Annotated in this window: 25 protein-coding genes; 10 read left to right on the top strand and 15 right to left on the bottom strand. The window is 38.4% G+C overall.

Annotated features, from left to right (window positions below):
- Positions 1–28 precede the first annotated feature (28 nt).
- On the top strand, positions 29–2,275 hold the full coding sequence (locus tag B3C94_RS12580; protein WP_293904121.1) for a GH92 family glycosyl hydrolase: 2,247 nt from the start codon (positions 29–31) through the stop codon (positions 2,273–2,275).
- Between the two features lie 45 nt (positions 2,276–2,320).
- Here the strand turns inward: B3C94_RS12580 and B3C94_RS12585 are convergent, their stop codons facing one another.
- From B3C94_RS12585 to B3C94_RS12595, 3 genes are read right to left on the bottom strand one after another with little or no spacing between them, the layout of a single operon-like run.
- Complete coding sequence (locus B3C94_RS12585; protein WP_293904123.1) at positions 2,321–2,896, bottom strand: GNAT family N-acetyltransferase; 576 nt, start codon at positions 2,894–2,896, stop codon at positions 2,321–2,323.
- Positions 2,897–2,923: 27 nt separating this feature from the next.
- Positions 2,924–3,157 (bottom strand): hypothetical protein, encoded by a 234-nt coding sequence (locus B3C94_RS12590; RefSeq protein ID WP_293904125.1) that lies wholly within the window; start codon positions 3,155–3,157, stop codon positions 2,924–2,926.
- Between the two features lie 4 nt (positions 3,158–3,161).
- Positions 3,162–3,410, bottom strand: a complete 249-nt coding sequence (locus tag B3C94_RS12595) for a redox-active disulfide protein 2 (protein ID WP_293904127.1) — start codon at positions 3,408–3,410, stop codon at positions 3,162–3,164.
- Positions 3,411–3,845: 435 nt separating this feature from the next.
- Here B3C94_RS12595 and B3C94_RS12600 point away from each other — a divergent pair, with 435 nt between their 5' ends.
- Together B3C94_RS12600 and B3C94_RS12605 are read left to right on the top strand one after the other, a co-directional pair.
- Positions 3,846–4,346, top strand: a complete 501-nt coding sequence (locus tag B3C94_RS12600) for a hypothetical protein (RefSeq protein ID WP_293904129.1) — start codon at positions 3,846–3,848, stop codon at positions 4,344–4,346.
- Positions 4,347–4,372: 26 nt separating this feature from the next.
- Entirely contained in the window at positions 4,373–5,224 is an 852-nt protein-coding gene (locus tag B3C94_RS12605) for a hypothetical protein (RefSeq protein ID WP_293904131.1), read from the top strand.
- A gap of 61 nt (positions 5,225–5,285) precedes the next feature.
- On the opposite strand, the gene B3C94_RS12610 is transcribed toward B3C94_RS12605, so the two are convergent.
- A complete protein-coding gene (locus B3C94_RS12610) occupies positions 5,286–6,311 on the bottom strand; it encodes a glutaminyl-peptide cyclotransferase (protein WP_293904133.1) in 1,026 nt (341 codons plus the stop codon).
- Positions 6,312–6,567: 256 nt separating this feature from the next.
- On the opposite strand from B3C94_RS12610, the gene B3C94_RS12615 reads away from it, so the two are divergent.
- Entirely contained in the window at positions 6,568–7,332 is a 765-nt protein-coding gene (locus B3C94_RS12615) for a DUF72 domain-containing protein (RefSeq protein ID WP_293904135.1), read from the top strand.
- Positions 7,333–7,345: 13 nt separating this feature from the next.
- Here B3C94_RS12615 and B3C94_RS12620 read toward each other — a convergent pair whose 3' ends face one another.
- The 6 genes from B3C94_RS12620 to B3C94_RS12645 all read right to left on the bottom strand — a co-directional run bounded on the left by B3C94_RS12620 (position 7,346) and on the right by B3C94_RS12645 (position 11,894).
- Positions 7,346–7,678: a hypothetical protein gene (locus tag B3C94_RS12620; RefSeq protein WP_293904137.1), complete on the bottom strand. Its 333-nt coding sequence runs from the start codon at positions 7,676–7,678 to the stop codon at positions 7,346–7,348.
- Positions 7,679–7,689: 11 nt separating this feature from the next.
- Entirely contained in the window at positions 7,690–8,010 is a 321-nt protein-coding gene (locus B3C94_RS12625) for a hypothetical protein (protein WP_293904139.1), read from the bottom strand.
- 31 nt (positions 8,011–8,041) lie between these two features.
- On the bottom strand, positions 8,042–8,356 hold the full coding sequence (locus B3C94_RS12630; RefSeq protein ID WP_293904141.1) for a hypothetical protein: 315 nt from the start codon (positions 8,354–8,356) through the stop codon (positions 8,042–8,044).
- 250 nt (positions 8,357–8,606) lie between these two features.
- Positions 8,607–9,740 carry an SMP-30/gluconolactonase/LRE family protein gene (locus B3C94_RS12635; RefSeq protein ID WP_293904143.1) on the bottom strand — a complete coding sequence of 378 codons (1,134 nt, stop codon included), beginning with the start codon at positions 9,738–9,740 and terminating at the stop codon, positions 8,607–8,609.
- 276 nt (positions 9,741–10,016) lie between these two features.
- Complete coding sequence (locus B3C94_RS12640) at positions 10,017–10,682, bottom strand: alpha/beta fold hydrolase (RefSeq protein WP_293904145.1); 666 nt, start codon at positions 10,680–10,682, stop codon at positions 10,017–10,019.
- Between the two features lie 147 nt (positions 10,683–10,829).
- Entirely contained in the window at positions 10,830–11,894 is a 1,065-nt protein-coding gene (locus B3C94_RS12645) for an NADH:flavin oxidoreductase (RefSeq protein WP_293904147.1), read from the bottom strand.
- A gap of 111 nt (positions 11,895–12,005) precedes the next feature.
- On the opposite strand from B3C94_RS12645, the gene B3C94_RS12650 reads away from it, so the two are divergent.
- A complete protein-coding gene (locus B3C94_RS12650; RefSeq protein ID WP_293904149.1) occupies positions 12,006–12,353 on the top strand; it encodes a winged helix-turn-helix transcriptional regulator in 348 nt (115 codons plus the stop codon).
- Positions 12,354–12,690: 337 nt separating this feature from the next.
- Here B3C94_RS12650 and B3C94_RS12655 read toward each other — a convergent pair whose 3' ends face one another.
- The 3 genes from B3C94_RS12655 to B3C94_RS12665 all read right to left on the bottom strand — a co-directional run bounded on the left by B3C94_RS12655 (position 12,691) and on the right by B3C94_RS12665 (position 14,608).
- Positions 12,691–13,224: an NADPH-dependent FMN reductase gene (locus tag B3C94_RS12655; protein ID WP_293904151.1), complete on the bottom strand. Its 534-nt coding sequence runs from the start codon at positions 13,222–13,224 to the stop codon at positions 12,691–12,693.
- A 223-nt stretch (positions 13,225–13,447) separates the two neighbouring features.
- Positions 13,448–13,981: a GNAT family N-acetyltransferase gene (locus B3C94_RS12660; RefSeq protein WP_293904153.1), complete on the bottom strand. Its 534-nt coding sequence runs from the start codon at positions 13,979–13,981 to the stop codon at positions 13,448–13,450.
- 237 nt (positions 13,982–14,218) lie between these two features.
- Positions 14,219–14,608, bottom strand: coding sequence for a hypothetical protein (locus B3C94_RS12665; RefSeq protein WP_293904155.1), 390 nt, complete (start codon positions 14,606–14,608; stop codon positions 14,219–14,221).
- A gap of 359 nt (positions 14,609–14,967) precedes the next feature.
- Between B3C94_RS12665 and B3C94_RS12670 the strand changes: the two genes are divergently transcribed.
- The gene (locus B3C94_RS12670; protein ID WP_293904157.1) at positions 14,968–15,666 is read left to right on the top strand and encodes an RNA ligase family protein; all 699 of its coding nucleotides are present in this window, start codon (positions 14,968–14,970) and stop codon (positions 15,664–15,666) included.
- Positions 15,624–16,775: an AAA family ATPase gene (locus tag B3C94_RS12675; protein ID WP_293904159.1), complete on the top strand. Its 1,152-nt coding sequence runs from the start codon at positions 15,624–15,626 to the stop codon at positions 16,773–16,775. Before B3C94_RS12670 ends, B3C94_RS12675 begins: the two co-directional genes overlap by 43 nt.
- Before the next feature lie 213 nt (positions 16,776–16,988).
- Here B3C94_RS12675 and B3C94_RS12680 read toward each other — a convergent pair whose 3' ends face one another.
- The gene (locus tag B3C94_RS12680; protein ID WP_293904161.1) at positions 16,989–17,483 is read right to left on the bottom strand and encodes an STM3941 family protein; all 495 of its coding nucleotides are present in this window, start codon (positions 17,481–17,483) and stop codon (positions 16,989–16,991) included.
- Between the two features lie 291 nt (positions 17,484–17,774).
- Between B3C94_RS12680 and B3C94_RS12685 the strand changes: the two genes are divergently transcribed.
- Positions 17,775–18,347, top strand: a complete 573-nt coding sequence (locus tag B3C94_RS12685) for a Crp/Fnr family transcriptional regulator (RefSeq protein WP_293904163.1) — start codon at positions 17,775–17,777, stop codon at positions 18,345–18,347.
- A gap of 33 nt (positions 18,348–18,380) precedes the next feature.
- Here B3C94_RS12685 and B3C94_RS12690 read toward each other — a convergent pair whose 3' ends face one another.
- Positions 18,381–18,866, bottom strand: coding sequence for a hypothetical protein (locus B3C94_RS12690; protein WP_293904165.1), 486 nt, complete (start codon positions 18,864–18,866; stop codon positions 18,381–18,383).
- A 614-nt stretch (positions 18,867–19,480) separates the two neighbouring features.
- On the opposite strand from B3C94_RS12690, the gene B3C94_RS12695 reads away from it, so the two are divergent.
- Together B3C94_RS12695 and B3C94_RS12700 are read left to right on the top strand one after the other, a co-directional pair.
- The gene (locus tag B3C94_RS12695; protein ID WP_293904167.1) at positions 19,481–20,872 is read left to right on the top strand and encodes a 3-keto-disaccharide hydrolase; all 1,392 of its coding nucleotides are present in this window, start codon (positions 19,481–19,483) and stop codon (positions 20,870–20,872) included.
- Positions 20,873–20,883: 11 nt separating this feature from the next.
- A complete protein-coding gene (locus tag B3C94_RS12700) occupies positions 20,884–22,299 on the top strand; it encodes a Gfo/Idh/MocA family protein (RefSeq protein ID WP_293904169.1) in 1,416 nt (471 codons plus the stop codon).
- The last annotated feature ends 21 nt before the right edge of the window (positions 22,300–22,320 follow it).

Raw genomic sequence — 22,320 nt, forward strand, 5'->3', positions numbered from 1 at the left:
TAAACTAAATTGAAAACTGATCTACACAATGAAATATATTAATTTTGCGGTCTGTGCAGGCCTATTGTCTTTAATTGGTTGTGCTTCGCTAAAAAGCTCCGATGAAAGTTACTATGCAACGTATGTAAATCCTTTTATCGGAACGGACTTTACCGGAAATACATATCCAGGCGCACAGTCTCCCTTTGGGATGGTGCAGCTAAGTCCAGATAACGGGCTGCCTGGCTGGGACCGTATTTCTGGATATTTTTATCCCGACAGTACAATTTCTGGCTTTAGCCATACACATTTAAGCGGTACCGGGGCGGGTGACTTATACGATATATCTTTCATGCCGGTGACATTGCCCTATCATGAAGCGGAAGCTCCTCTTGGTATACATTCCAAGTTTTCCCACAAAGACGAAAAGGCACATGCAGGATATTATCAGGTAAAACTGGTTGATTATGATATCAATGTAGAACTGACGGCAACAGCACGTTGTGGTATTCAACGCTATACTTTTCCAAAGGCGGAATCTGCCGTATTTTTAGATTTAAAGAAAGCGATGAACTGGGATGCGACTACAGATTCGCGCATCGAAGTGGTAGATTCCGTGACTATTCGTGGCTATCGTTTTTCTGAAGGCTGGGCCAGAGGGCAACGTGTCTATTTTGAAACTCGTTTTTCCAAACCTTTTACAGCTGTTCATATCGATAGCACAGTAATATTATCAAGTGCCGATACAACAGCGAAAAAGGCAAAACGAATCGGTACAGCCTATAAAGCGCGATTTGATTTTAAAACTGCCGAAGGAGAACAGGTAACGCTCAGTACAGCACTTTCAGGTGTAAGCATGGAAGGTGCTTCCAAAAATTTGAAAGCGGAAGTTCCTAAAGATGATTTTGACTATTATTTGAAAGAGGCAGAGCAAAATTGGAACAATGAATTGGGTAGGGTTGCCATCGAAACCAAAGACAAAGAGGAGCAAGTAAAGTTCTATACAGCATTGTATCATTCCATGCTTGCACCGACAATTTTTAGTGACGTTGATGGTGCTTATATGGGGGCTGACCGAAAAATACATCAGGCTGAAGGCTGGACCAACTACAGTACATTTTCCCTTTGGGATACCTATAGAGCTTCACATCCCTTATTTACTTATATTGATCCTAATCGTGTAAACGATATGATTAAGTCGTTCATCGCTTTTTATGAACAACATGGCCGATTGCCAGTATGGAATATTTACGGGAGTGAAACAGATATGATGATCGGGAATCATGCAATTCCTGTAATTGTAGATGCATATTTAAAAGGAATCGGTGATTTTGATGCTACAAAAGCATTAGAAGCCTGCGTTGCGACAGCTAATATCGACAATTATAGAGGTATAGGGCTGTATAAAAAATTGGGCTATGTACCTTATGATGTCAAGGATGAATATAATGCTGAAAACTGGTCGCTATCCAGAACACTTGAATATGCATACGATGATCATTGTATCGCCATGATGGCGGATAAGATGGGAAAGAAAGAGATTGCAGGAACATTTTTTGCAAGAGCGCAGAACTACAAAAATGTTTATAATCCGTCAACTTCATTTATGCAGCCCCGAAATAGTAAAGGTAAATTTATTACACCATTTGATCCCGAAGAGTATAGTGCGCATATCTGTGAGAGTAATGCTTGGCAATATTTCTGGTCCGTGCAGCATGATATTCCCGGATTGATTAAGCTTGTTGGTGGGCAAGAACGCTTCGCTCAGAAGTTGGATAGCATGTTCACATTTCATCCTTCGGATACCAGCAAACTTCCAATTTTTAGCACAGGAATGATTGGTCAATATGCACATGGTAACGAACCAAGCCACCATGCACTCTATTTATTTAATGCTGTTGGACAACCTTGGAAAACACAGCAATATGCTGCAGAGGTTATGAGTAAACTTTATTTAAATACGCCTGCTGGATTGAGTGGAAATGATGATTGTGGACAGATGTCAGCTTGGTATGTATTCAGCTCGTTAGGTTTTTATCCTGTAGATCCTATCAGTGGGAAATATGAGATCGGCACACCTTTGTTCGAAAAAGCCGAATTGAAGCTGTCCAATGGAAAGAAATTTAGGGTTAAGGCAAACCAGGTGAGCAAATCCAATATTTATATTCAATCGGTTACTCTCGATGGTAAACCTCTTGAAACAAGTTATATTACACATGAACAGATTATGTCAGGTGCGACATTAGTGTTTGAAATGGGCGAGAAACCAGGACCGATGTGGTACAAAAATAAGTAGCCTCTTTTCTATGAAATCTTTTTAAGCGCAGCCTCCAAATGAATATTAATGAATTTGGGGGCTGCTTGTTTTCTCGGCTGGATTATTCAGGATTTTGTAAAAGTAGGTTGTGCTACATGGCAAACCATTGGGAAGAAGAGCGTAATTTGGAATATCACCGACAATAGTCCAGCCACATTTTTGGTACATGAAATATGCAGGGCTATCAGTTACTGTATCGAGCACGATAAGCGTTTTATTTAGATCAATGGCTATCTTTTCAATTTGCTGAAGCAATTTCTGTGCAATGCCCATTCTGCGAAAGTCAGAATGAACCAGCATTTTGGCAACATCTGCACGATGTACTTGATTAGAAGGGAGGTCAGTTTGCAATTGAACTGTTCCGGTGATCTGATTTGTCACGCTATTTTTGGCAACAATTAATACAGTTCTCTGCTTTTTGACCTTATCTAGAACTTCGTTCCAGAATCTGCTCGCCTGTTCAACAGTCAGATCGTCCATAAAACCTACAGAAGCACCTCCTTGGACAATGTTAAAAGTCAAGTCTACGAGTTGGGCAATTAAGATGTCACTGGATTCTTTGATTTCTTCAATGACAAAATCTATATTGGTAGTAAGCATGGAGCTGCCGTGTTTGATTGTAAATTTTTATTCACTTCGGGTGAACGCAAAATAGATGACATAAAGCCAGCCGAGTATCCCGTGAATTAAAGCCCAAAGTATTGATTTATTGCGGTCCCACGAAGTGACGACGGCAATTACTGAGCCAAGGCCTATTCCCGATTGCGTGATCGTCTGTGTCGTTGATTTACTGATCTCCTGTCCAAACACTACATTGGAAATGAATATAAACAGTATAAATAACGTAAGCTGTTTCATCATAATTTTATTGGGCTCCTCTTATTTTGAGTTCTTCATTGATATCTTTTATTCTTTTGAAATTGAGAATCGCAATTGGAGATAAAGCAAAAGGAATGGCCATAAGTGCACTAAATCCTTTGGTAACCGAAGTGTAAATCCCCATTCCCAATAAAATAAAAAGCATGACGGTTAACATCCAGGTAATTACCAATGCAGTTTTCCTGTTGGTTTGAAGCTCTTCAATAGTCATTCCGTTTAATGGTCTGTTATTCATGAATTTCTTTGGTTTATATTCTCTAATTTCCGTAATTCTTTTTAAGAAACAAAGTGTTGGGCTTCAAATGATGTGTAAATTCTGTGATATATGATAATTATTTTGTAAAAATAACGAAATAGCTATAAAAATCTAGAGAATAAACAGGGAATTGAAGCGATTCTTGCTTTCTATAGGGATTATTATAATCGATACGATTTGATTTTGAATAATCTTTTGAGAAACGGAATTTTACAGAGTAGAGCGTTTTATAAAAGAATAATGTAGGCATGCAGCAAAAAAATGAAGATGCCGAACGATATCTCAATAAAAAGAAGGATATGTTAAGTTGAGGAAATTGCAGGGCTAATGACGAATCTTAAAATAAAGACCGCGAATATTAAAAGCAATGAAAAGGCAAAATTAAAAATATGTTATTTGCGGAAAAATTAAGAAATGAGAATTTTAGCACTAGTCGTTACGATATTTACCATATGTTCCTGTAGAGGTAATTTCGAATCGGGATATAACGAAAAAATGGCACATCTTTTTCAGAGCTGTACGGAAAAATTGGAAGAGAGCTATGGGAAGTTATTGAATGGGGAATATGATGTCGATAAATCCGAATCTTCCTATGAAATGAAATTGAATGAGGCACGTGCTTTGAGCAGTTATATCAAAGGAATAAAATGCGAAGCTGTTCAGTTGAGGCCTGCTAAAACTGCGGAGGGTTTTCATGTGGCTACAGTTACGTATATGGCACAAATCGCTGATGGATATGGTGTTTTGTTGATTAAATATATTGATGAACAGAAAAAAGGAGCTAGGAAAAGTCTGCTTAGGGAGATTACGGATGAAAAAACGCGACTTGCGGCCTTGGCCGATGAGTGTTTTGCGCATCAAATGGCCTTCTTGCATCAAGCTGGAAAAAAGGGTGATAAGGAAACAAGAAAGTAATTAAAGTACATTTTGATTTTATAGAGATGTTAAAGCTAGAATATAAATGGTATTTGTTGATTATTTTACCGATGATGGCATTGTCCTGTAAGAGTAAAATAACAGCACAGCAGCCATCAGCGCCTATTGCAATGGTGGATACCGTAAAGCCAGATTGGTATCGTGAAAACTATGGTCAGGTTGTTATGATTGACGATAATTTAGTGGTTAAAAAAAACGATAGTTATTTAATAGATCTTCCATTGCGGATTGTTCCAGATTCCACCTATGTCTTCTTTTTGAGTGCTAGAATTCCGGTGGAATTATTTAAGAAATCAAATGAATTTTATCCCGATCTTCAGCATTTTGTGCTGATCGTCCCAGACTGGAAATTTTATGATGAGATTGCTAAAGAAGCATCAAAACAAGGTATGTGTATAGAACCTGCGACGACCAATTTTTATTATTCGATAAAAAGAGAGGACGGTGTGGTTAAGGTTGATAGTATTCGTCGTTCTGGTGACGATAACCTGGGCTTTGATTTCATTAAACCTGCTTCGCCTAAAAATATGCTGACAGTTTACAGGAAGGAAACTTATGGATCCGTTTGCTGTCCACGTGATCCAAAATGGGATATGGTAGATAAGGATGACTCTTTTTTGCACGATTTTGAACAAACTAATCACCTCAAGGTAACCAAGGGGAGGTATGTGCAGATGGAGGGTAAAGAAGGCGAAAAAAGTATCTATTATACGTTGCCCGAATTGGCTTCAGCACAACGGCTGGAATTTTTAGTAGCTAAATATGCGCAAACAACGCCGTTTGTAACGCAGTTATTTGCACCCCAAATGGTACCGTTTGTAAGCGAAGGTTTTAACAAAATGAAAGAGCTGCCCTAACGCGAGAAATTATAATGCAAATGATTCGATAATAACATACTTTTTTTCATTTGAGATAAAGCTATTCGATCAGCTTTATCTCAAACATTTTATCCCAGTTTTTGCCGGTTACAAAGAAGGTGTTCGATTTTCGATTGTAGGCGATACCATTGAGTACATCTAAATCAACATGCTGTGTAACATTTTCACGTAACTTGGAAAGATCCACCAATGCCTCTACGGTGCCTGTTTTAGGGTCGATCCGTCCAATGACATCTTCCATAAAGAAATTTGCATAGATTTTTCCCTTTACCCATTCCATTTCATTGATCTGATCGACCATAGCTGTGTTCGTCGCGGCACGAATATAGTCTGATTTTGAGAAGTCATATGGATTGAGTGTATAGATGTAATCCGAACCGTTGGACATATATAAATTTTTTCCGTCAGAAGTCAAGCCCCAACCTTCCATTGGCTGAAAGTAAGGTAGTGTCTTAATAATCGATAAGGTGTTTATATCGTAAACATAGGCTATATTATTTTTATAGGTCAATTGATACAGTTTCCCATTGAGGATTGTGGCGCCTTCCCCAAAAATTGAATCATCCAATTCAATTTTCTTGATGGGCTCACCAGTTTTAGGGTTCGTCATGCGAACACTCGATTTACCTTTATTTCCGCTTGGACCAATTCCATTTCCGGTACTTTCGATTAAGTTGTCGCCATAAAACTCCAAACCTTGTGTAAAAGCTTTAATATCATGCGGATAAATATTTACAATACTATATTGAAGCAAACGCGGAGGAGTGGAGGCGAATAAATCTATGCTTATCGTATTTTCCTCTTGTTTTCCATCACTAAACACGACAGCTTTAATAATCTGTTTGCCAAATTTCTCCTGTTTTAATGGATATTTGAAAGGTGTATTGCCGTTTACTTGTCCAATTTTTTTATCATTGATGTAATAGACGACAGAGTCTAATTTTGGCGTCTTCTCATGGTCTATTTTTAAAACTAGGTCCTCTCCCAGTGCATAGCTCTGTTTGATATTGTCAAAGGTAAATGTCAGATTTTCTTCGGGCAGCCCGGATTGGGAGTTTGAAGTCATATTTGTGTTATTTCGCTTATTCTCAGTACAGCCTCCTAAAATGGCTAGAATTATGAAACTAATTAGATAAGATTTTTTCTTCATTGAAATGTTGTGCTTGATCAATCATCCTGTAATAAGCTGTTGTTCTATTACTCGTTACCCAAACTTAGATAAATTGTTTTTTATATGCAATTCAATTACTTATTATATAAAACCATAAACCTTTTGTGAGAAAAAAGTGAACCATTATATACAGCTCAATTGTTATAAGGATATGGAACAATCTTATTTTTTGGGAACAAGTGGTATTCTTTTGCCTTACAAGAATAGAAGTTTTTATCCCGAGCAGTTAGAGGGTAAGAGTCGGTTGACCGTATACAGCTTATTATTTAATTCTTTGGAGGTGAACAGTTCTTTTTATAAAATTCCTCGGGAAGAAACTGTTCGGAGATGGTCCGAAGAAACGACCGATGGTTTTCGATTTACTTTTAAGCTTTGGAAAGGAATTACGCATCAAAAGGAACTCAGGTTTGATCCACAGGATGTAGTTAGATTTCTGTCCGTTATTGATAGCGTCGGTCAAAAGAAAGGATGTTTACTTATACAATTACCACCATCATTTAAATTTACTTCCCTTGCAAGGCTTACTGAGCTACTGGACTGTATCAGTCAGGATAAGAGAAGTGAGGCCTGGGAGGTATGTGTAGAATTTAGAAACGCCTCCTGGTATAGGGAAGAAACTCTTGTTCTTTTAAAATCATATGGAATGCAGCTGGTTATCCATGATAAGGATACTCTTGGGATGCGTCTCCAATTTACAGATATAAAGACTATCTATATGCGCTTTCATGGACCAGATGGAGATTATCGAGGAAGCTATTCGGACAGTGTGTTGAAGGAATACAGTACCTATATAAATAGTTGGATTGCTGAGGAAAAAGAAGTATATGCTTATTTTAACAATACCATTGGATCGGCACTTGCTAACCTGAATACATTAGCGAATTATATCACAGCGGGCAAAGCATCTTCGATTTAAAACTATCGTCTCTTCAAAGGATTCTATTGCGGATATATTCAGTGCCCATATAACCATCCCAATCTTCATGCTCACGCATAATTCGTTGGTATGCTGCTGCCAATGCCTGAACTTTCGTCAATAAAGGGATACCTCTCCGGATGCAGTCATGATCGGAGAAAGTTCCAGCCTTATCGTACCATTGAAGCCAACCGAGTAATTCTTGTCTGGTCATCAGCTTTAATTTATCGAAAAGCATCTTATCTTTTAAGCCTAAAAGCTGATAACGCCAATCATTTCGATGTGATTCCATTGCTAGAATTTTGGGCAGCTGATGATCGATGATCTGTTTGATAAAAGATTCCATAATTTCAAATTTTAGTTGTTAAACATAAGTTGTGCATGGGTGTTCGAAAAGGCGTTATATTTTCTTTTCATGTGGATCCGCAGGATTTCTTTGTATATATATTCGATGGCCTTCATTTTAGAGATCTGCTGTACTCTATTTTCAATGCATTTGCGATCTGTATAGTTTCCTTTTGGATCATTCCATTGTAGCCAGTCAAGCAGCATTTCTTTTTCTAGCTTTTCAAGCCTTTGCTGTAGGCCTGCTAATTCGCTTTCTCTAAGCTGCTCGCGCCAGTCGGACCAAATGGAATTGGATATTGCTGCTCTTTTCTCTTTGAATTTGTTTTCCATGTATTTCTTAAAATCTGATTTGTAAAATCTATTAGATGACTAGCTTGCTGATAATAGCGTTGCCTAGTTTACTTTTCATAAATAGCTCAATCTGTTTCAGTAATTCCGGGCTTACTTCGGGGACCCTTTCTAGATCTCGTATAAACCACTTCTGAATGACTGGGGTTTGTTTGGAACGCTGGTCGAATTTAACGACTTCAGCTCTCGATGATTTTCCTTCAGGATCGTAGTATGACCACAGTACAATGAAAATCGTATTCGGGTCTTCATCGGGATAGGGGGTATGAAAACGAACGATGTCACCAACGTGTAACTCCTTATTGTCATATGTTGCGGTTTGTTCCATAAAAAAGCGTCGTCTAAAACTGATAATCAAATATACTAATAATATTAGTATTTCAAAATTATTGCTAAAAATTTTACACTTTTTATGAGCGCTCGTTGATTTTGATAGATGGAACTTATCCTTTAAGCGGATTTCGGCTAATGCTATTTTTATTGCTAGCAGGTGGTTGGATTTTAGGGAGTTATCTTTTGTCTTCTTGTGTCGATGATCAAATCGTGTTGGAGTTCGATGTGTTGTATTCTTAATAGCTTTATTTGTTATAAAACTTATTTTCTGAATTAGGCAGTTTGACTTTAAAGACATAATATGGCAATTCTACCTTGTCGATTCCCTTATTCCATTGTGGATCCTTAAAAAGTTGTGCACAAGAAAAATAAAGATATCCATCTTCGCCGATCCCCATGGAATCAGGCCATAATATTTGTGGATCACGGACTAAGGTATGTAGTTTTCCATCAGGACTTAAATATTTGATGCTATAGTCGATGGACGACGTTAGATAAATATTTCCGTTTATATCTGACAGTAAGCCATGTGTGATGCCGACCTCTCCTTTGTCTTCAACTTTTGCCTCCAATTCTTGTTTCGTTAGTGTAGAATCAGCCAAAAATTCAGTTGCAATACGGTATAAATGGGTTTGATTGATCGGTTTGAAGTATAGATATTTAAAGTCGTGACTCAATGCAATGCCATTCACATTGGAAGAAAAAGGTTTTCCGTTTTCATTACGCATATCGTTACCGTCGTAGCTTAATATCACTTCAGGATCAGCCAGTGTAAATCGGCTTCCAGCCAATGCTTTCCTGCTCTTTCCGGTTTTAAGGTCTAGAACAATGATAGCCGCTTGGCCCGGATCAGAGAGATAGGCTAAATTTTTCTTTCCGTCAATGCGCATATCATTTAAACCCGATTTGGTTTTATCAAGGTCGTCGAAACTGTAAATACGTTCAATTTGATCCTTCTTTGTGTCGATTTTCAACATTTTGAACTGCCCTTGGCTTGGTTTTTCAGCATTGCCAAAAATTGATCCAGCAGATGATGGTTTGGAATCTAATACCCAAAGATTGTTCTGGGCATCGACAAATATATCCTGTACATTGACAAAGTGGGAATTCTCTATCCCTGTTTTATTCCATTCACTATCAGGATAAGGGACAGGTTTTCCGTCGATGATTTCAGTTAGTGCATACTGAAAATTCTTAGTTTGTTTTGGGAAAGAAACAAATAGACGGTTGCTGGATGTAACGCTTACACCAATGGGACGGTATGGACCTAAATCTACTGCTACCTCTAGTTGTGGGCTTGTTGAATTATTGTCTTGGGCCATCATGTTGAGAAAAAAGATGTGAAAGAATAGAAAACTAAATAAGAGCCTTTTTCGCATGTTCTTGTGTTAATTTAACCTGATTTTATTCCCTTAGCGTTACAAAGCGGTATGTTATAAGCTTCATAGCGGGCCGATGCTTTTATAAAATAACTGTCTTTCGGCTAGTATTGTTTTAATAAGGAAAACCTTTATCAAGTTTTTATCGCTGTACTGTCTTGCTTTTAAGGATATTTCTTTATAGCTATCCTTATATGGAATGAATGACTCCGATTTGAATCCACTTGAATTTTAGGTGCCCAAATTTTTAGGTAAGGTGATCTCAATAAATAACCACTAAGTAGAGATCTGGAATAGCATTTCCTGTAAAAGCTTTTCAATTTCCTTGGCATGGGTGACCGTCATAAAATGTCCGGCACCCTTAATCATAAAGTTGGACTTTACATTCTTGATAGGAATAATATGATCTCGACTACCATGTACATGAATTAAATTGTCCGGAGTCGAAGTGTTTTTCCATTGCAGAATCTGATGTATTGCCCAGGCCATAAAGACTGGGTCGGTATCCTTTAAGATCTGCTTTAGTAATAGAGAATCTTCTTTGCTGCTGATACCAAAAAAATAGTCTAATAGAAAATTGTGCCATTTAAGGAAGCTATTCGGCACCAGCTGATTAATTCTGAGTCTGCCTGCTAATCGGTACCAAAGAGGGAATTCTTGTCTTCCTTTAGTCGAAGCAAGCAGAATAATTTTTTTTACAGGAATGGTTTTGGCAATTTCAATTGCTATCATTCCACCAAAAGAAAGTCCGATAAGAATAGGCTGTTTTACCGTGATTTTTGACGATAATCTTTTTGCATAAATGGCCAGCGGTTCACGGGGGCTCGGTGTAATCCAATCCAGATATTCGATGTCAAGCGAACCAAAGTTTATCTTGCTAAATACCCGTTGGTCTACACCTAATCCGCTTATGATATATATTTTCGTATCGGTTGTTTTCATTGAATCAAGTGTCTGACATTTACGGAGACAGCTGTTGGATGATCACGATAAATGAATAGGGGCAAAATAATGATTAAAAATCAATTTCCGCCCCTATTTTATATAATGGAGTAACGTAATTTTAGTGCAGCGGTTATTGCTCCTCTGTTACGAAAGGCTCGCTAAACTTTTCGCTTCAAAAGTGGACAGTTCGTTGTATTTTTCGGCCTGTACTTTCTTTACCCAATTCGGATCCTGCAGGATTGCTCTTCCCACGGCGACAAGATCAAAATCGCCACGTTCATACCGACGGACCAATTCATCCAGCGAAGCAGGTGAAGATCTGAACTCAGAGTTTGTAAATACTTCGCCAAAGTCTTTATCCAGGCCTACAGATCCAACTGTGATTGTGGGTTGTCCTGAGATCTTTTTAAGCCAACCGGCGAAATTTAAATCACTGCCTTCAAATTCTGCTTCCCAATAACGGCGTTGACTTCCATGGAAAATGTCGACACCGGCATCCGTCAATGGTAGGATCCAATCTTCCATTGCTGCAGGGGTAGAAGCAAGCTTAGCCGTATAGTCCTGTTGTTTCCATTGTGATAATCTCAAGATAATCACAAAATCCGGTCCTACAGCTTTTCGCATGGCTTTAATAACTTCAACAGCGAATTTAGAACGCTCCTTAATTGTTTTGCCTCCAAATTCGTCCGTGCGATGATTCATTCCCTCCCAAAAAAATTGGTCTATCAAATAACCGTGGGCACCATGAATTTCAAAAGCATCAAAGCCGAGATCTTTCGCAGACTTGGCTGCAGCAGCGTATGCCTGTATTGTAGCTTCTATATCGGCCAATGTCATCGTATCCGGACTCTCAAATGCTGCAGGCGGCGTCCATTGCATTGGCGTATAACCTACATGCCATATTTGAGGGGCTATTTTTCCACCTTTGTTATGCACAGCATTGACGATATTTTTCCAGCCAGTTAGTGCTTGATCGCCATAAAAATTGGGAATGTCTTTTAAATTCTTTGAAGAAGGTCTTTCGATCACTGTACCCTCCGTTAAGATTAAGCCCACATCACCAGCAGCACGTCGCTCATAATAACCAGCCACAGCACTGTCGGGAATTCCGTCCGAAGAAAACGCTCTCGTCATTGGCGCCATAACAAAGCGGTTTTTCAGTCTTAAATTTTTATATTCAAAGGTGGTAAAAAGTGTTTGTATGCTCATTTTTCTTGTTTTAAATTGTAAATCTTGACAAAGATATTTTAAATAGTGTATATTTGTAACTATTATTAGTATAAACTAGTTACCTTTGTGTAACTATTCTCAAAATATCAAATGAAAAGGACTGAATTTAAAAGCTGTTCCTGTGCGATGCAGCGCTCGATGGCAATTTTAGGGACGAGGTGGAAACCTGTCATTATTTATACACTGCGTGACCGGAAAGCCCGATTTGGTCAGCTTGATGCGCTGATAGAAAACATTTCCCGCAAGGTTTTGACCAGCTCGTTAAAAGAATTGGAAGAGGACGGTGTTATTCTTAGAGAAGAATATAAGGAACTGCCACCACGCGTTGAGTATTCTTTGACTGAAAAAGGTAAAGCCTTAATTCCCATTATGTGCCAATTGGCAAAATGGAATGAATCCTTTTACGAAGAGCCAGAGTTACCAGAATTGATAGCATAAAAAATAGATTCTAAATTTACCGGCCCTGCTTACGCTAATTCTGGCAGAGGGGACAAGATCTTATTGACTTGCTGAAGATAAATATATTCTTACTGATTCTTGATTATTTGTTCTTCCTTTGGGATTGCCGGCATATTGGTTCGCCATTCATTTGCTGTTTCTCTGCTATATTAGTAACGAAACGGTAAGTAAAAGATCAAGAATACGCAAAGAAAGGCCAAGTCAATACGCAACATAGTCTATAAAGTGCCCTTAAAAAACTTTTTCAGGAGATTCAGTACATTGAAATAATCAATTACAGAGTCTACACAAATAACCGTGGATTTTGAAGGCGCAATTAGGCGGAAATCTGTCCCTTAAATCCAGCAATTTTTTCCTTCAGACTATTGAGGTGTTCAGGACTGATTACGCCATTATCCTGATCAAAATTTTCGTAAAATTTGGGGAGCGAAAATGTTTCTTTAATGATTGCTCCAAACTGCGGGAAAAACTTTTGGGCTTCGGCCATTACATTTCCACCACCATAACCTCCTGGTGAAGTTGTCATAAGCAACATGGGTTTATCTTGGAAAACTTTCACATTGATCCGAGATGCCCAGTCGAATACATTTTTAAATGCAACGCTGTAGGAGCGGTTATTCTCAGCCAGGGAGCAAATAATAATATCACTTGCGGCTATATTATCCAAGAAAAGCTGTGCTTCCTGTGGAAACCCATTTTTTTCCAGGTCTACAGAAAAAACTGGCATGTCATAGTCATTCAGGTCGATCAAATTAATCTCGTGTTCGTCAAAGCTTTTGAGTACAAATTTGACCAATTGTTTGTTAATCGATGTGGAAGAATTACTCCCAGCGAATGCAAATATTTTCATGTTTTATCCTTTATGATTATCGGTTGCTTAAATTTAGTCAATTTCTCGAAACAATTGGAGATTTAGACTTGACTTGTCGTTTCTGATAGGTTTTGATTATATGGTATAATTTTTTGAAATCCTCGCCACGCATATTTCGTTCATTTATTATCATGATTAAATTATCTGTTGCCTGAAGTTTTATGGTTCTGAATGTTTTTTTTATCCACGACAAATACTTGTTTTATTTCTCCGTTTTGAAAATAGAATATAATGGAATATCATAATATTTACCATCCTTTTTTAGATGCTGTTTCAATAGCGCTTCTTTTTTCATACCTATTTTTTCCATGACCTTTCCCGAAGCTGGGTTATGGGGGAAGTAGGTGGCAAAAATCTTGTTAAAGTGCAGTTCTTTAAATCCAAAGTCAATAATTGCTTTTGCTGCTTCCGTGACATAACCTTTATTCCAGTAAGGAATAGCAATCCAGTATCCCAGCTCAGCCTTATCCGAGCCCTCATCGTGCAGCCCGATAGCCCCAATCAATTTTTCCTCCTTATTTCGGATAGCAAAAGTGAATCCCTTACGATTGACAAATGCTTCTTCAGCTAGCTTGAGCCAGTATTCAGCATCTTCCTTTCGGTATGGGTAAGGGATATTTGATGTAAAGTCCGAATATACTTTATCCTGAAGATATTCAACAATCTGTGGAATATCAGAAGTGGTAATTGCATTGAGAATAAGTCGTTCTGTTTCTATTTTTGGGAAATTTTTCATCTGGTTAAGTCCTCAAATGGCTGAAATAAATTGACGGATCACTTAGTTTTTGTAAATGTAGTTAAGTTTAATGATATTCCTAAAAAAAGCCTGATTTAGTCCGATTAGCAAATGGTTGCCTTTATTGCTTTTTAAGGCATAGGTCTTTTGGATATACCTTTTCGGGTATAATAGCTATAAATCCCAGTAATCGTGAGGAGAACCAAAGTTATCAATAATCCGATAAAAGGGGCTAGACTATTTATTTTCGAGTTGATGTCCGTCAATCAGTTCGATGTGGCCTTCGATAATAAGTAAATAAAAGTTTTCAAAGCAATCCTGGTAAATCTTTTGTTCCAATGATTTTATTTCTTCAAAGAGACGCTCTTTCGCAACTCCGGTGTAGCACAACTCATTTTTTGAACTCAAAAGGCTATTGTCTTGGCAGGGAGTTTCATGAAGCTGTTTGTATAAGTCACCTAAATCTGAAATATCTTCACTGCGATGGTAAGAGGGGTGAAACCATACCCAAAAGTCTTCTTGGTTTTTATAGGGGTGAGGCAACAATTGAATAGAAGTGTTTCTAAATAAATCTCCCGGATGCTTTTTATACCGAAAATGGGTGGCGGTGGTCTTTAAACTATTCATAAAGGCAATTTATTTGTAGGCTTACAAAAAATAATTAAAGAATAAAGATGTCGTCTTAAATATCGGTATTTTTCTTTGATATTTAAAACTTACACGATAATTCTACAGTTGTCGGGAATGGATTATTGTATTTCACGACGTTTTTTTCCAGAGAATTCTGATCAGTGTTGTAGCTTGGTATTTAAGATAAATTGTATACTTTTGTAGCATTAGATCATATTTGTGTTGTCAATTTTTAAAGTGTAAAGTCATGTAATGCATTGTCGATATTTAGGAAGAAAGTAAACAACGGGATTTACCGGATTGGTTTACAATATACCTATGTCTTCAATTTTTTAGTATGGACTTAAATTTTAAAAATGGAATCAACAAAATATGGTCGTACCTATCATTTCCCATTTTCACCAGGGACAAGCAGCGACGATCGTTTTAATCAACATTATTGGACGGATATACAATCCTTCCATAAACTGTTATATACAGAAAAATTAGATGGTGAAAATAATTGCCTCTCACGACGGGGTGTTTTTGCCCGGTCTCATGCGGCACCGACCACCTCGCCGTGGACAGCTCAGCTACGGGAGCATTGGGCCAGATTAAAAAATGATCTGGATGATTTGGAGTTTTTTGGTGAAAATCTATATGCTGTGCATTCAATCGAATATCGGAAACTTGAGCATTACTACTATGTTTTCGCTGCTCGAATTAAAGATCAATGGCTTTCGTGGGAAGAGGTTACTTTTTATGCTAATTTATTTGATTTGCCCATGGTACCTGTTTTAAAACTTGAAACGGTAAAGGATTTGACAGAGCAGGAGCTTCGGTTCTCCGTTGAAAATTTTGCTAAGCAACCTTCAGTGTTTGGATCTGTTGATTCGAAGACTGATGAAGCCTGTACAGTGGAAGGACTTGTGTGCAGGAATGCCGATGCGTATGCTGTCAGCGAATTTCAGCACAATGTTTTTAAATATGTTAGAAAAGGACATGTGCAGACCGACGAACATTGGACAAAATCATGGCGAAGAACCAAAATGATTTGGGAAAGGAGGGATTTCTAATGGAATGGACAATAACAGTAGATAAGGATTGGTCAGCTTTGGAGAAGCAATTTTCTTGGGTCCGGGATATGGAACATGTGCAACAAGATGCTGTGCACCATGCAGAAGGCAATGTGGCGATTCATACACAGATGGTACTGCATCAGCTTGAAGAGCTTGCCGGATACCAGAAGCTAGATCGTCAAAAGCAGGAGCTGATCTGGGCTTCGGCATTGTTGCATGATGTCGAAAAGAGATCGACGACAATTGTGGGTACAGATGGCCGTATCAGTTCGCCTAATCATGCCAAAAAAGGTGCGCGGACCACACGTGAGATTTTATTTCGTGATGTAGAGACTCCTTTTGCATTGCGGGAGGAAATTGTCGCATTGGTACGCTATCATGGCCTACCATTATGGCTTATGGAAAAAGCTGATCCCATGAAGAGTGCCTTGGAGGCTTCGCTATCTGTCAATATGAGTCAGCTCAAACTGTTGGCTGAAGCAGATGCCAGAGGTCGGTATTGCCGCGATTTGGATGCACTGCTCTACGCATTGGATATGTTTGAACTCTATACCAAAGAGATTGGCTGCTGGCATGCTGCCCGTTCCTTTTTATCAGAAAATGCGCGATTTACCTATTTCAATGGAAATGATAGCTACGTGGACTACGTGCCTTACGATGCATTTAAATCTACGGTTATTGTACTTTCAGGTCTGCCGGGAATGGGTAAAGATTATCAGATTCTAAAAATGAATACAGACATTCCCGTTATTAGCCTGGATGATATCAGGCGCAAATATCGCATTGATCCTACCGATAAAAGGAAAAACGGATGGGTAATACAGGAAGCAAAAGAGCAGGCAAAAAAATATCTGCGCTGCGGTCAGGATTTTATCTGGAATGCAACCAATATAACTTCCCTGATGCGTCAGCAATTGATCGATCTTTTCGTTGGCTATCAAGCCTATGTTAAATTGCTGTATGTTGAAAAACCCTATAAAGTTTGGCGGGCGCAGAATAGAGATCGGGAATATCCATTACCTGATCCTGTCTTGGATAAAATGCTCCATAATTTGGAAGTTCCTCAATTGACAGAAGCGCATGAAGTCCACTATATAACAACATAGATGGTTCTTTAAGGATAGCGTTTGCTAGTTTAGAATGATTTTAGAAATTAAATGAAAGAAATACGAAATTTCCAAATTTTGCTTTATTAATAGAAAGGATGTTTTCTGATATAACCGTGTTAGATACAGTAAATGCGAATCAGCCCATTGTCGAAGATCAATGGGCTGATTTTTTTTAACACCCTTCTTCGTAAAGCTATGCACGGTTCCTATTTACTGTCTTAATTTTTGATTTAATAGTGGTATAAGATCCTGTTCCCGGATATTGATTACATCTATATCAATCCACAAACATCCTGGTTTTGTTGAAACATTACGGTCGATAAAGCTTAAAAAACGTATGAGGCGATTTGTTTTTTCTTTTTTTAGCAATGAAGAGTCTTTTAATTTTATAAAAATAGAAGTTGTACGGTATAAACCGGTAACAAAGGAATCGATGTCGGCCCATTGGATTTGCCGCGGTTCTAATGTGCTGTTGTTTAGGAGTGTGTCTTGATTTATTGTGAGTGCAGCAATGCCCTTTCGGCAGCGGTTCAATTGCTGTATTCTGAGATAAAATACACTTGCTGCAACAAGCACCCATACAGTCGAGGCTAGTTTAAAAATAAGATCTTTATATAACCAAGCGTAAAGCGCAATGACGGCTGCGAGAAAGCAAAGTACCATGCTCACGATAATTTTTCCTTTGTCAAAATTTATTTCGATCATTGTTATTTCCTTTTTTAACGTATAAAGTCCATAAAAAATAGAAGAATATCATTTTCTTCGAAATCCATCTTCTGTCTAGCACTCATTTCGCACTTACTTTTCGTAAATATAAGCAGTAAAAACGGTGAATCTATTTGTATTTATTATTCGCCGCTGTTGAATGATTATTCGTAATACATCGATTTGTTTTATCAGTCTTTGGAGATTCAACCTAGTTGAAATAGGTGCGGGACGTATTTTTTTTAATAAAATGAATGAGTAGCTTTGTTTGTACTATAAATTGATAGACTGTTGGAAAAACTCAAAGAACATTTAAAGAAATTTATCGATGTCGATCCGATCGAATTAGATGGAATACTGGATTACTTTAAGACAAAAACGGTCGCAAAAAAAGAAAATATACTGGAAGAGGGACAGGTTTGTAAGTCTCATTTTTTTGTTTCGAAAGGTGTTCTCCGTAAATTCTTTGTGAATGAAAAAGGCGTCGAACAAACGACCGAATTCGCCATAGAAAATTGGTGGATTACAGACAATACGGCCTTCGAACATAAGCTTGTAACTTCATTTTACATTCAGGCAGTGGAAAAGTCGGATTTAATTTATATTAGCCAGGAAAATCAGGAAAAATTAGTAGCAGCATTTCCCATGATGGAACGGTATTTTCGATTTGTTTATCAAAGAGCATACGCTGCAGCACAAATGCGGGTTAAGTATTTATTCTCTTTATCTAAAGAAGAATTTTATCATGATATGCTCCGTAAATATCCCGAATTCGTACAACGTGTCCCACAATACCTTATTGCGTCCTATTTGGGATTCACACCGGAATATCTTAGTGAAATCCGGAAAAAAATAAACCTCTGAAATGACTATTGGAGTTTTCTCTGTAATTACAGTTTAGTAGCATTGATCTGAATCTGCAACGCGGAAGGGACGAATCTGAAACTGAACTTGTTGTTCTTTGGCATAGTCTTGAACCAATTTTTCGAATTTTTCCATCGCCTTTTCCTCGGAAGTAGCAAAGCAGTGTAGGCTTAATTCTAAAGGTTTTTCTGAGGTTGGTGGATCAATACGTAATTGTCCAACTTCGGAGAGGACAACAGCAAAAGAAGTCTTGCAGATTTCAACTTCTAAATGTGGGTCTACTAATTGAGATGAAATGCTATAATAGAATTCATTATTCTGGATCTCTTCCTTAAAAGGATCTAAATAGGTCGTAACAATAGAGCGATAGCCATATTTAGCATTGCCAAAAAAGTGGTCAATATATTCCTGTGCTTTTTCGTATGTTGAGAAGACACCTTCCAAATTGGTGAATAAATCTGGATCTTCTTTTACTTCTTTTGAAACTACTGTATATACCTTAATGGGGTTGGTTGTCATATTTTATATGCTACTGTTTGTACATTAAGTGAGTTTTTCTGCAAAAAAACTAATTTAAGACTTTATTAAAGAATAATCTTAAGATAAAATCATCGTTTTAAAATAAAAAATTTCCTTTGTTAACTTGTAGCCTGTTTAGAGCAGGTGTTTGTGCTTTAAAGTTGTATATAATTTTCGTATTCTCCAAATTTTTTACTGATTGTTTTTATTGGGTTTTCGAAAGTGGAAGTGATTTGGTTTGGAAATGATGAGAGACGAAAAGTGTACTTAGTTCAAGGCCTCGCTACAGACATTTTTGGTTACAAAATTGGATTTCACCTTGAGATATGATGCGCTTGCTCTTTTTGAAAGGAATGACCTGTTTTTTTAGCATGATTCAAACGTTTTCGTAAATAAATCATATCATTTGATTCATTTCACTTATATTAATTGATATATTGTTTTGCTAAGTCGATTAAACCATGACCGATAAGTAAAAGGGAGCGAGTCTGGCTCGAAAGTTAAATGTGGCATCGCCACTAGATTTTCGACAGCACTGGTGCAGTATTGTTAGGGTTGACGAACCAATGATGAATAAATAAACCGGGTCAATAGACTCAAGATCAAATTTTACAATGAAAAGAAATACACTATTTAAATCTGTTTTAATGGCAGCAATGGTAAGCAATGCTGTATTTTCATATGCCCAGACAGATAAGAGTAATGAGAAAGGTTGGACAAACCTTTTTGACGGAAAAACACTAAATGGCTGGAAATCTGTTGGAGGAAAAGCCCCTTATTCTATCGAGGGTGATGCTATCGTTGGTCGAATGACAAAAGGTACGCCCAATTCTTTTTTGATTACTGAAAAAGAATATGGTGATTTCATATTGGAACTGGATGTTAAACTTGAAGGCAACGAAACAAATTCAGGTATCCAGACGCGGAGCCATCTTGATCCCAAGGCCAATGATGGGCGCGGACGCGTCTATGGAAGGCAAGTTGAAATAGATCCCTCTTCCCGTGCATGGACGGGTGGAATATATGACGAGGCACGCCGTGGATGGATTTATCCATTGGATTTAAATGAAAATGCCAAAAAAGCCTATAAAGTAGAAGAATTCAATCACATTCGAATTGAAGCGATCGGTGACGAGCTCCGTACCTGGGTCAATGATATTCCCGTAGCTTATGTCGTTGACACAATCGATAGAACAGGTTTTATCGGATTACAGGTACATGGTATTCCACCGAAATTGGATGGAAAGAAAGTTTATTTTAAGAATATTAAAATAAAAACAACCGACCTTAAATCAAAAGGTTTTCCAAAAGATCGCTATATCGTCAATCTGAAGCCCAACGATTTGGCAGATGCTGAAAAGAAGAAAGGTGTTAAGCTCTTGTTTGACGGTAAAACTAATAAGGGCTGGCGGAGCATCCACGGTGATAAATTCCCTGAGCGTGGCTGGGAAGTTAAGGATGGACAAATGACTGTTCTAAAATCTGATGGTGGGGAGTCGACCAATGGTGGTGATATCGTCACGAAAGATAAGTACGCTGTGTTTGATCTTTCTTTTGAGTTTAAGCTTAGTCCGGGCGCCAATAGCGGTGTTAAGTACTTTGTGACTTTAAAGGAAAAATCAAAGGGATCGGCAATTGGTTTAGAATATCAGGTGCTGGATGATGCTTTACACCCTGATGCGAAACTCGGACGGGATGGAAATCGCACCTTAGCATCTCTTTATGATCTTATTACATCCAATCGTGACGACCGTGCACGCAGACCGATCGGCGAATGGAACAGAGGTCGGGTTGTTGTTACAGCAGATAACAAGGTTGAGCATTATTTAAATGGCATTAAAATGTTGTCTTATGATCGGGGCTCCAAAGCCTTTAAAGATCTGGTCCAAATCAGCAAATATAAAGACTGGGAAAACTTTGGGGAAGCGAAGGAAGGCTTTATTCTTTTGCAGGATCATGGTGATCGGGTTTCCTTTCGCAGTATAAAAATCAATACACCCAATTAAGCTCACTCATTATGAATCATTATTTATCGCGCAGAAGCTTTGTTAAACAGTCCGTTATTGCTGCAGGAGCTGTTATGCTGTCCAATAGTGTCTTGGGAAAGGTCAATTTGGCCAAACCCAATGAACGTGTCAATTTGGCCTGTGTAGGCTTAGGCAATAGGGCGGCAGACATCATTAAAGAACTCTATAAGACCGGGCTCTGTAATATCGTCGCCTTATGTGATGTAGACCTTGGCGCTAAACATACACAAGAGATTTTGGGCATGTTTCCCGACGCACCTAAATTTAAGGATTTTAGGGTGATGTTTGACAAAATGGGCAATCAGATCGATGCTGTAAGTATCGGAACACCCGATTTTTCGCACTTTGCCATAACCATGCTTGCACTGGACTTGGGTAAACATGTTTACGTGGAAAAACCAATGGCGAGAACATTCCTTGAAGTCGAGCTTATGGCAAACAAAGCTCGGAAAAATCCTAAACTTGCCACCCAAATGGGGAACCAAGGGCACTCTGAAGCAAATTATTTTCAATTTAAAGCCTGGAAAGAAGCCGGCATCATTAAGGATGTGACGCGCATAGATGCGCACATGAATATGCCGCGCAGATGGCATGGCTGGGACGTCAATATGAAGGGCTTTCCTGCCGCAGAGATGATACCCGAAACATTAGACTGGGATCTATGGCAAATGCAGACCATAGGCCACAATTATAATAAGGATTTTGTGAATGGCCAATGGCGTTGCTGGTATGATTTCGGAATGGGGGCCTTAGGCGATTGGGGAGCACATATCTTGGATACAGCACATGAATTTTTAGATTTGGGGCTGCCTTCAGAAGTATCCGCGGTAAAGCTCGATGGGCATAATTCGTATTTCTTTCCGATGTCTTCGACCTTAAAATTTCATTTCCCAAAAAGGAAAAAAATGCCGGCATTAGATATTAATTGGTATGACGGACTGGATAATTTGCCGCCTATACCAGAAGGCTATGGTGTATCTGGACTGGACCCTAATATTCCTGCACCAAGTACGGGGAAATTAGAACCCGCTAAATTAAATCCCGGAAAAATTATCTATAGCAAGGATTTGATATTTAAAGGTGGCTCCCACGCCAGTACGCTGCAGATTATTCCAGAAGCCAAGGCTAAAGAAATGGAGTCTCGGTTACCGGAAGTGCCAAAATCACCATCAAACCACTTCGCTAATTTCTTAAAAGGCTGTAAAGGCGAAGAAAAGACCCGCTCGGCTTTTGAAATTGCAGGTCCTTTGAGCCAAGTGTTTTGTTTAGGTGTCATTGCACAACGTTTAAACAGCAAATTGATACTGAATACTCAGACAAAAGAAATTGTCAATGATAACTTTGCCAATGCTCTTTTAGCCGGACCTCCACCGGCTAGAGGCTGGGAACAGTATTATAAGATGTAATAAACCAGTAATTGGGTATAC

Source organism: Sphingobacterium sp. UBA5670, from assembly GCF_002420705.1.
In the GTDB taxonomy this organism is placed as follows: domain Bacteria; phylum Bacteroidota; class Bacteroidia; order Sphingobacteriales; family Sphingobacteriaceae; genus Sphingobacterium.

Excerpts from the sequence above, each read along its gene's own strand:
- B3C94_RS12635 (WP_293904143.1), bottom strand. The coding sequence starts at position 9,740 with ATGCGAAAAAGGCTCTTATTTAGTTTTCTATTCTTTCACATCTTTTTT.
- B3C94_RS12665 (WP_293904155.1), bottom strand. The coding sequence starts at position 14,608 with ATGAATAGTTTAAAGACCACCGCCACCCATTTTCGGTATAAAAAGCAT.
- B3C94_RS12605 (WP_293904131.1), top strand. The coding sequence starts at position 4,373 with ATGTTAAAGCTAGAATATAAATGGTATTTGTTGATTATTTTACCGATG.
- B3C94_RS12615 (WP_293904135.1), top strand. The coding sequence starts at position 6,568 with ATGGAACAATCTTATTTTTTGGGAACAAGTGGTATTCTTTTGCCTTAC.
- B3C94_RS12610 (WP_293904133.1), bottom strand. The coding sequence starts at position 6,311 with ATGACTTCAAACTCCCAATCCGGGCTGCCCGAAGAAAATCTGACATTT.
- B3C94_RS12645 (WP_293904147.1), bottom strand. The coding sequence starts at position 11,894 with ATGAGCATACAAACACTTTTTACCACCTTTGAATATAAAAATTTAAGA.
- B3C94_RS12600 (WP_293904129.1), top strand. The coding sequence starts at position 3,846 with ATGAGAATTTTAGCACTAGTCGTTACGATATTTACCATATGTTCCTGT.
- B3C94_RS12585 (WP_293904123.1), bottom strand. The coding sequence starts at position 2,896 with ATGCTTACTACCAATATAGATTTTGTCATTGAAGAAATCAAAGAATCC.
- B3C94_RS12660 (WP_293904153.1), bottom strand. The coding sequence starts at position 13,981 with ATGAAAAATTTCCCAAAAATAGAAACAGAACGACTTATTCTCAATGCA.
- B3C94_RS12590 (WP_293904125.1), bottom strand. The coding sequence starts at position 3,157 with ATGATGAAACAGCTTACGTTATTTATACTGTTTATATTCATTTCCAAT.
- B3C94_RS12630 (WP_293904141.1), bottom strand. The coding sequence starts at position 8,356 with ATGGAACAAACCGCAACATATGACAATAAGGAGTTACACGTTGGTGAC.
- B3C94_RS12650 (WP_293904149.1), top strand. The coding sequence starts at position 12,006 with ATGAAAAGGACTGAATTTAAAAGCTGTTCCTGTGCGATGCAGCGCTCG.
- B3C94_RS12680 (WP_293904161.1), bottom strand. The coding sequence starts at position 17,483 with ATGATCGAAATAAATTTTGACAAAGGAAAAATTATCGTGAGCATGGTA.
- B3C94_RS12580 (WP_293904121.1), top strand. The coding sequence starts at position 29 with ATGAAATATATTAATTTTGCGGTCTGTGCAGGCCTATTGTCTTTAATT.
- B3C94_RS12690 (WP_293904165.1), bottom strand. The coding sequence starts at position 18,866 with ATGACAACCAACCCCATTAAGGTATATACAGTAGTTTCAAAAGAAGTA.
- B3C94_RS12695 (WP_293904167.1), top strand. The coding sequence starts at position 19,481 with ATGAAAAGAAATACACTATTTAAATCTGTTTTAATGGCAGCAATGGTA.
- B3C94_RS12640 (WP_293904145.1), bottom strand. The coding sequence starts at position 10,682 with ATGAAAACAACCGATACGAAAATATATATCATAAGCGGATTAGGTGTA.
- B3C94_RS12595 (WP_293904127.1), bottom strand. The coding sequence starts at position 3,410 with ATGAATAACAGACCATTAAACGGAATGACTATTGAAGAGCTTCAAACC.
- B3C94_RS12675 (WP_293904159.1), top strand. The coding sequence starts at position 15,624 with ATGGCGAAGAACCAAAATGATTTGGGAAAGGAGGGATTTCTAATGGAA.
- B3C94_RS12670 (WP_293904157.1), top strand. The coding sequence starts at position 14,968 with ATGGAATCAACAAAATATGGTCGTACCTATCATTTCCCATTTTCACCA.
- B3C94_RS12655 (WP_293904151.1), bottom strand. The coding sequence starts at position 13,224 with ATGAAAATATTTGCATTCGCTGGGAGTAATTCTTCCACATCGATTAAC.
- B3C94_RS12625 (WP_293904139.1), bottom strand. The coding sequence starts at position 8,010 with ATGGAAAACAAATTCAAAGAGAAAAGAGCAGCAATATCCAATTCCATT.
- B3C94_RS12700 (WP_293904169.1), top strand. The coding sequence starts at position 20,884 with ATGAATCATTATTTATCGCGCAGAAGCTTTGTTAAACAGTCCGTTATT.
- B3C94_RS12620 (WP_293904137.1), bottom strand. The coding sequence starts at position 7,678 with ATGGAATCTTTTATCAAACAGATCATCGATCATCAGCTGCCCAAAATT.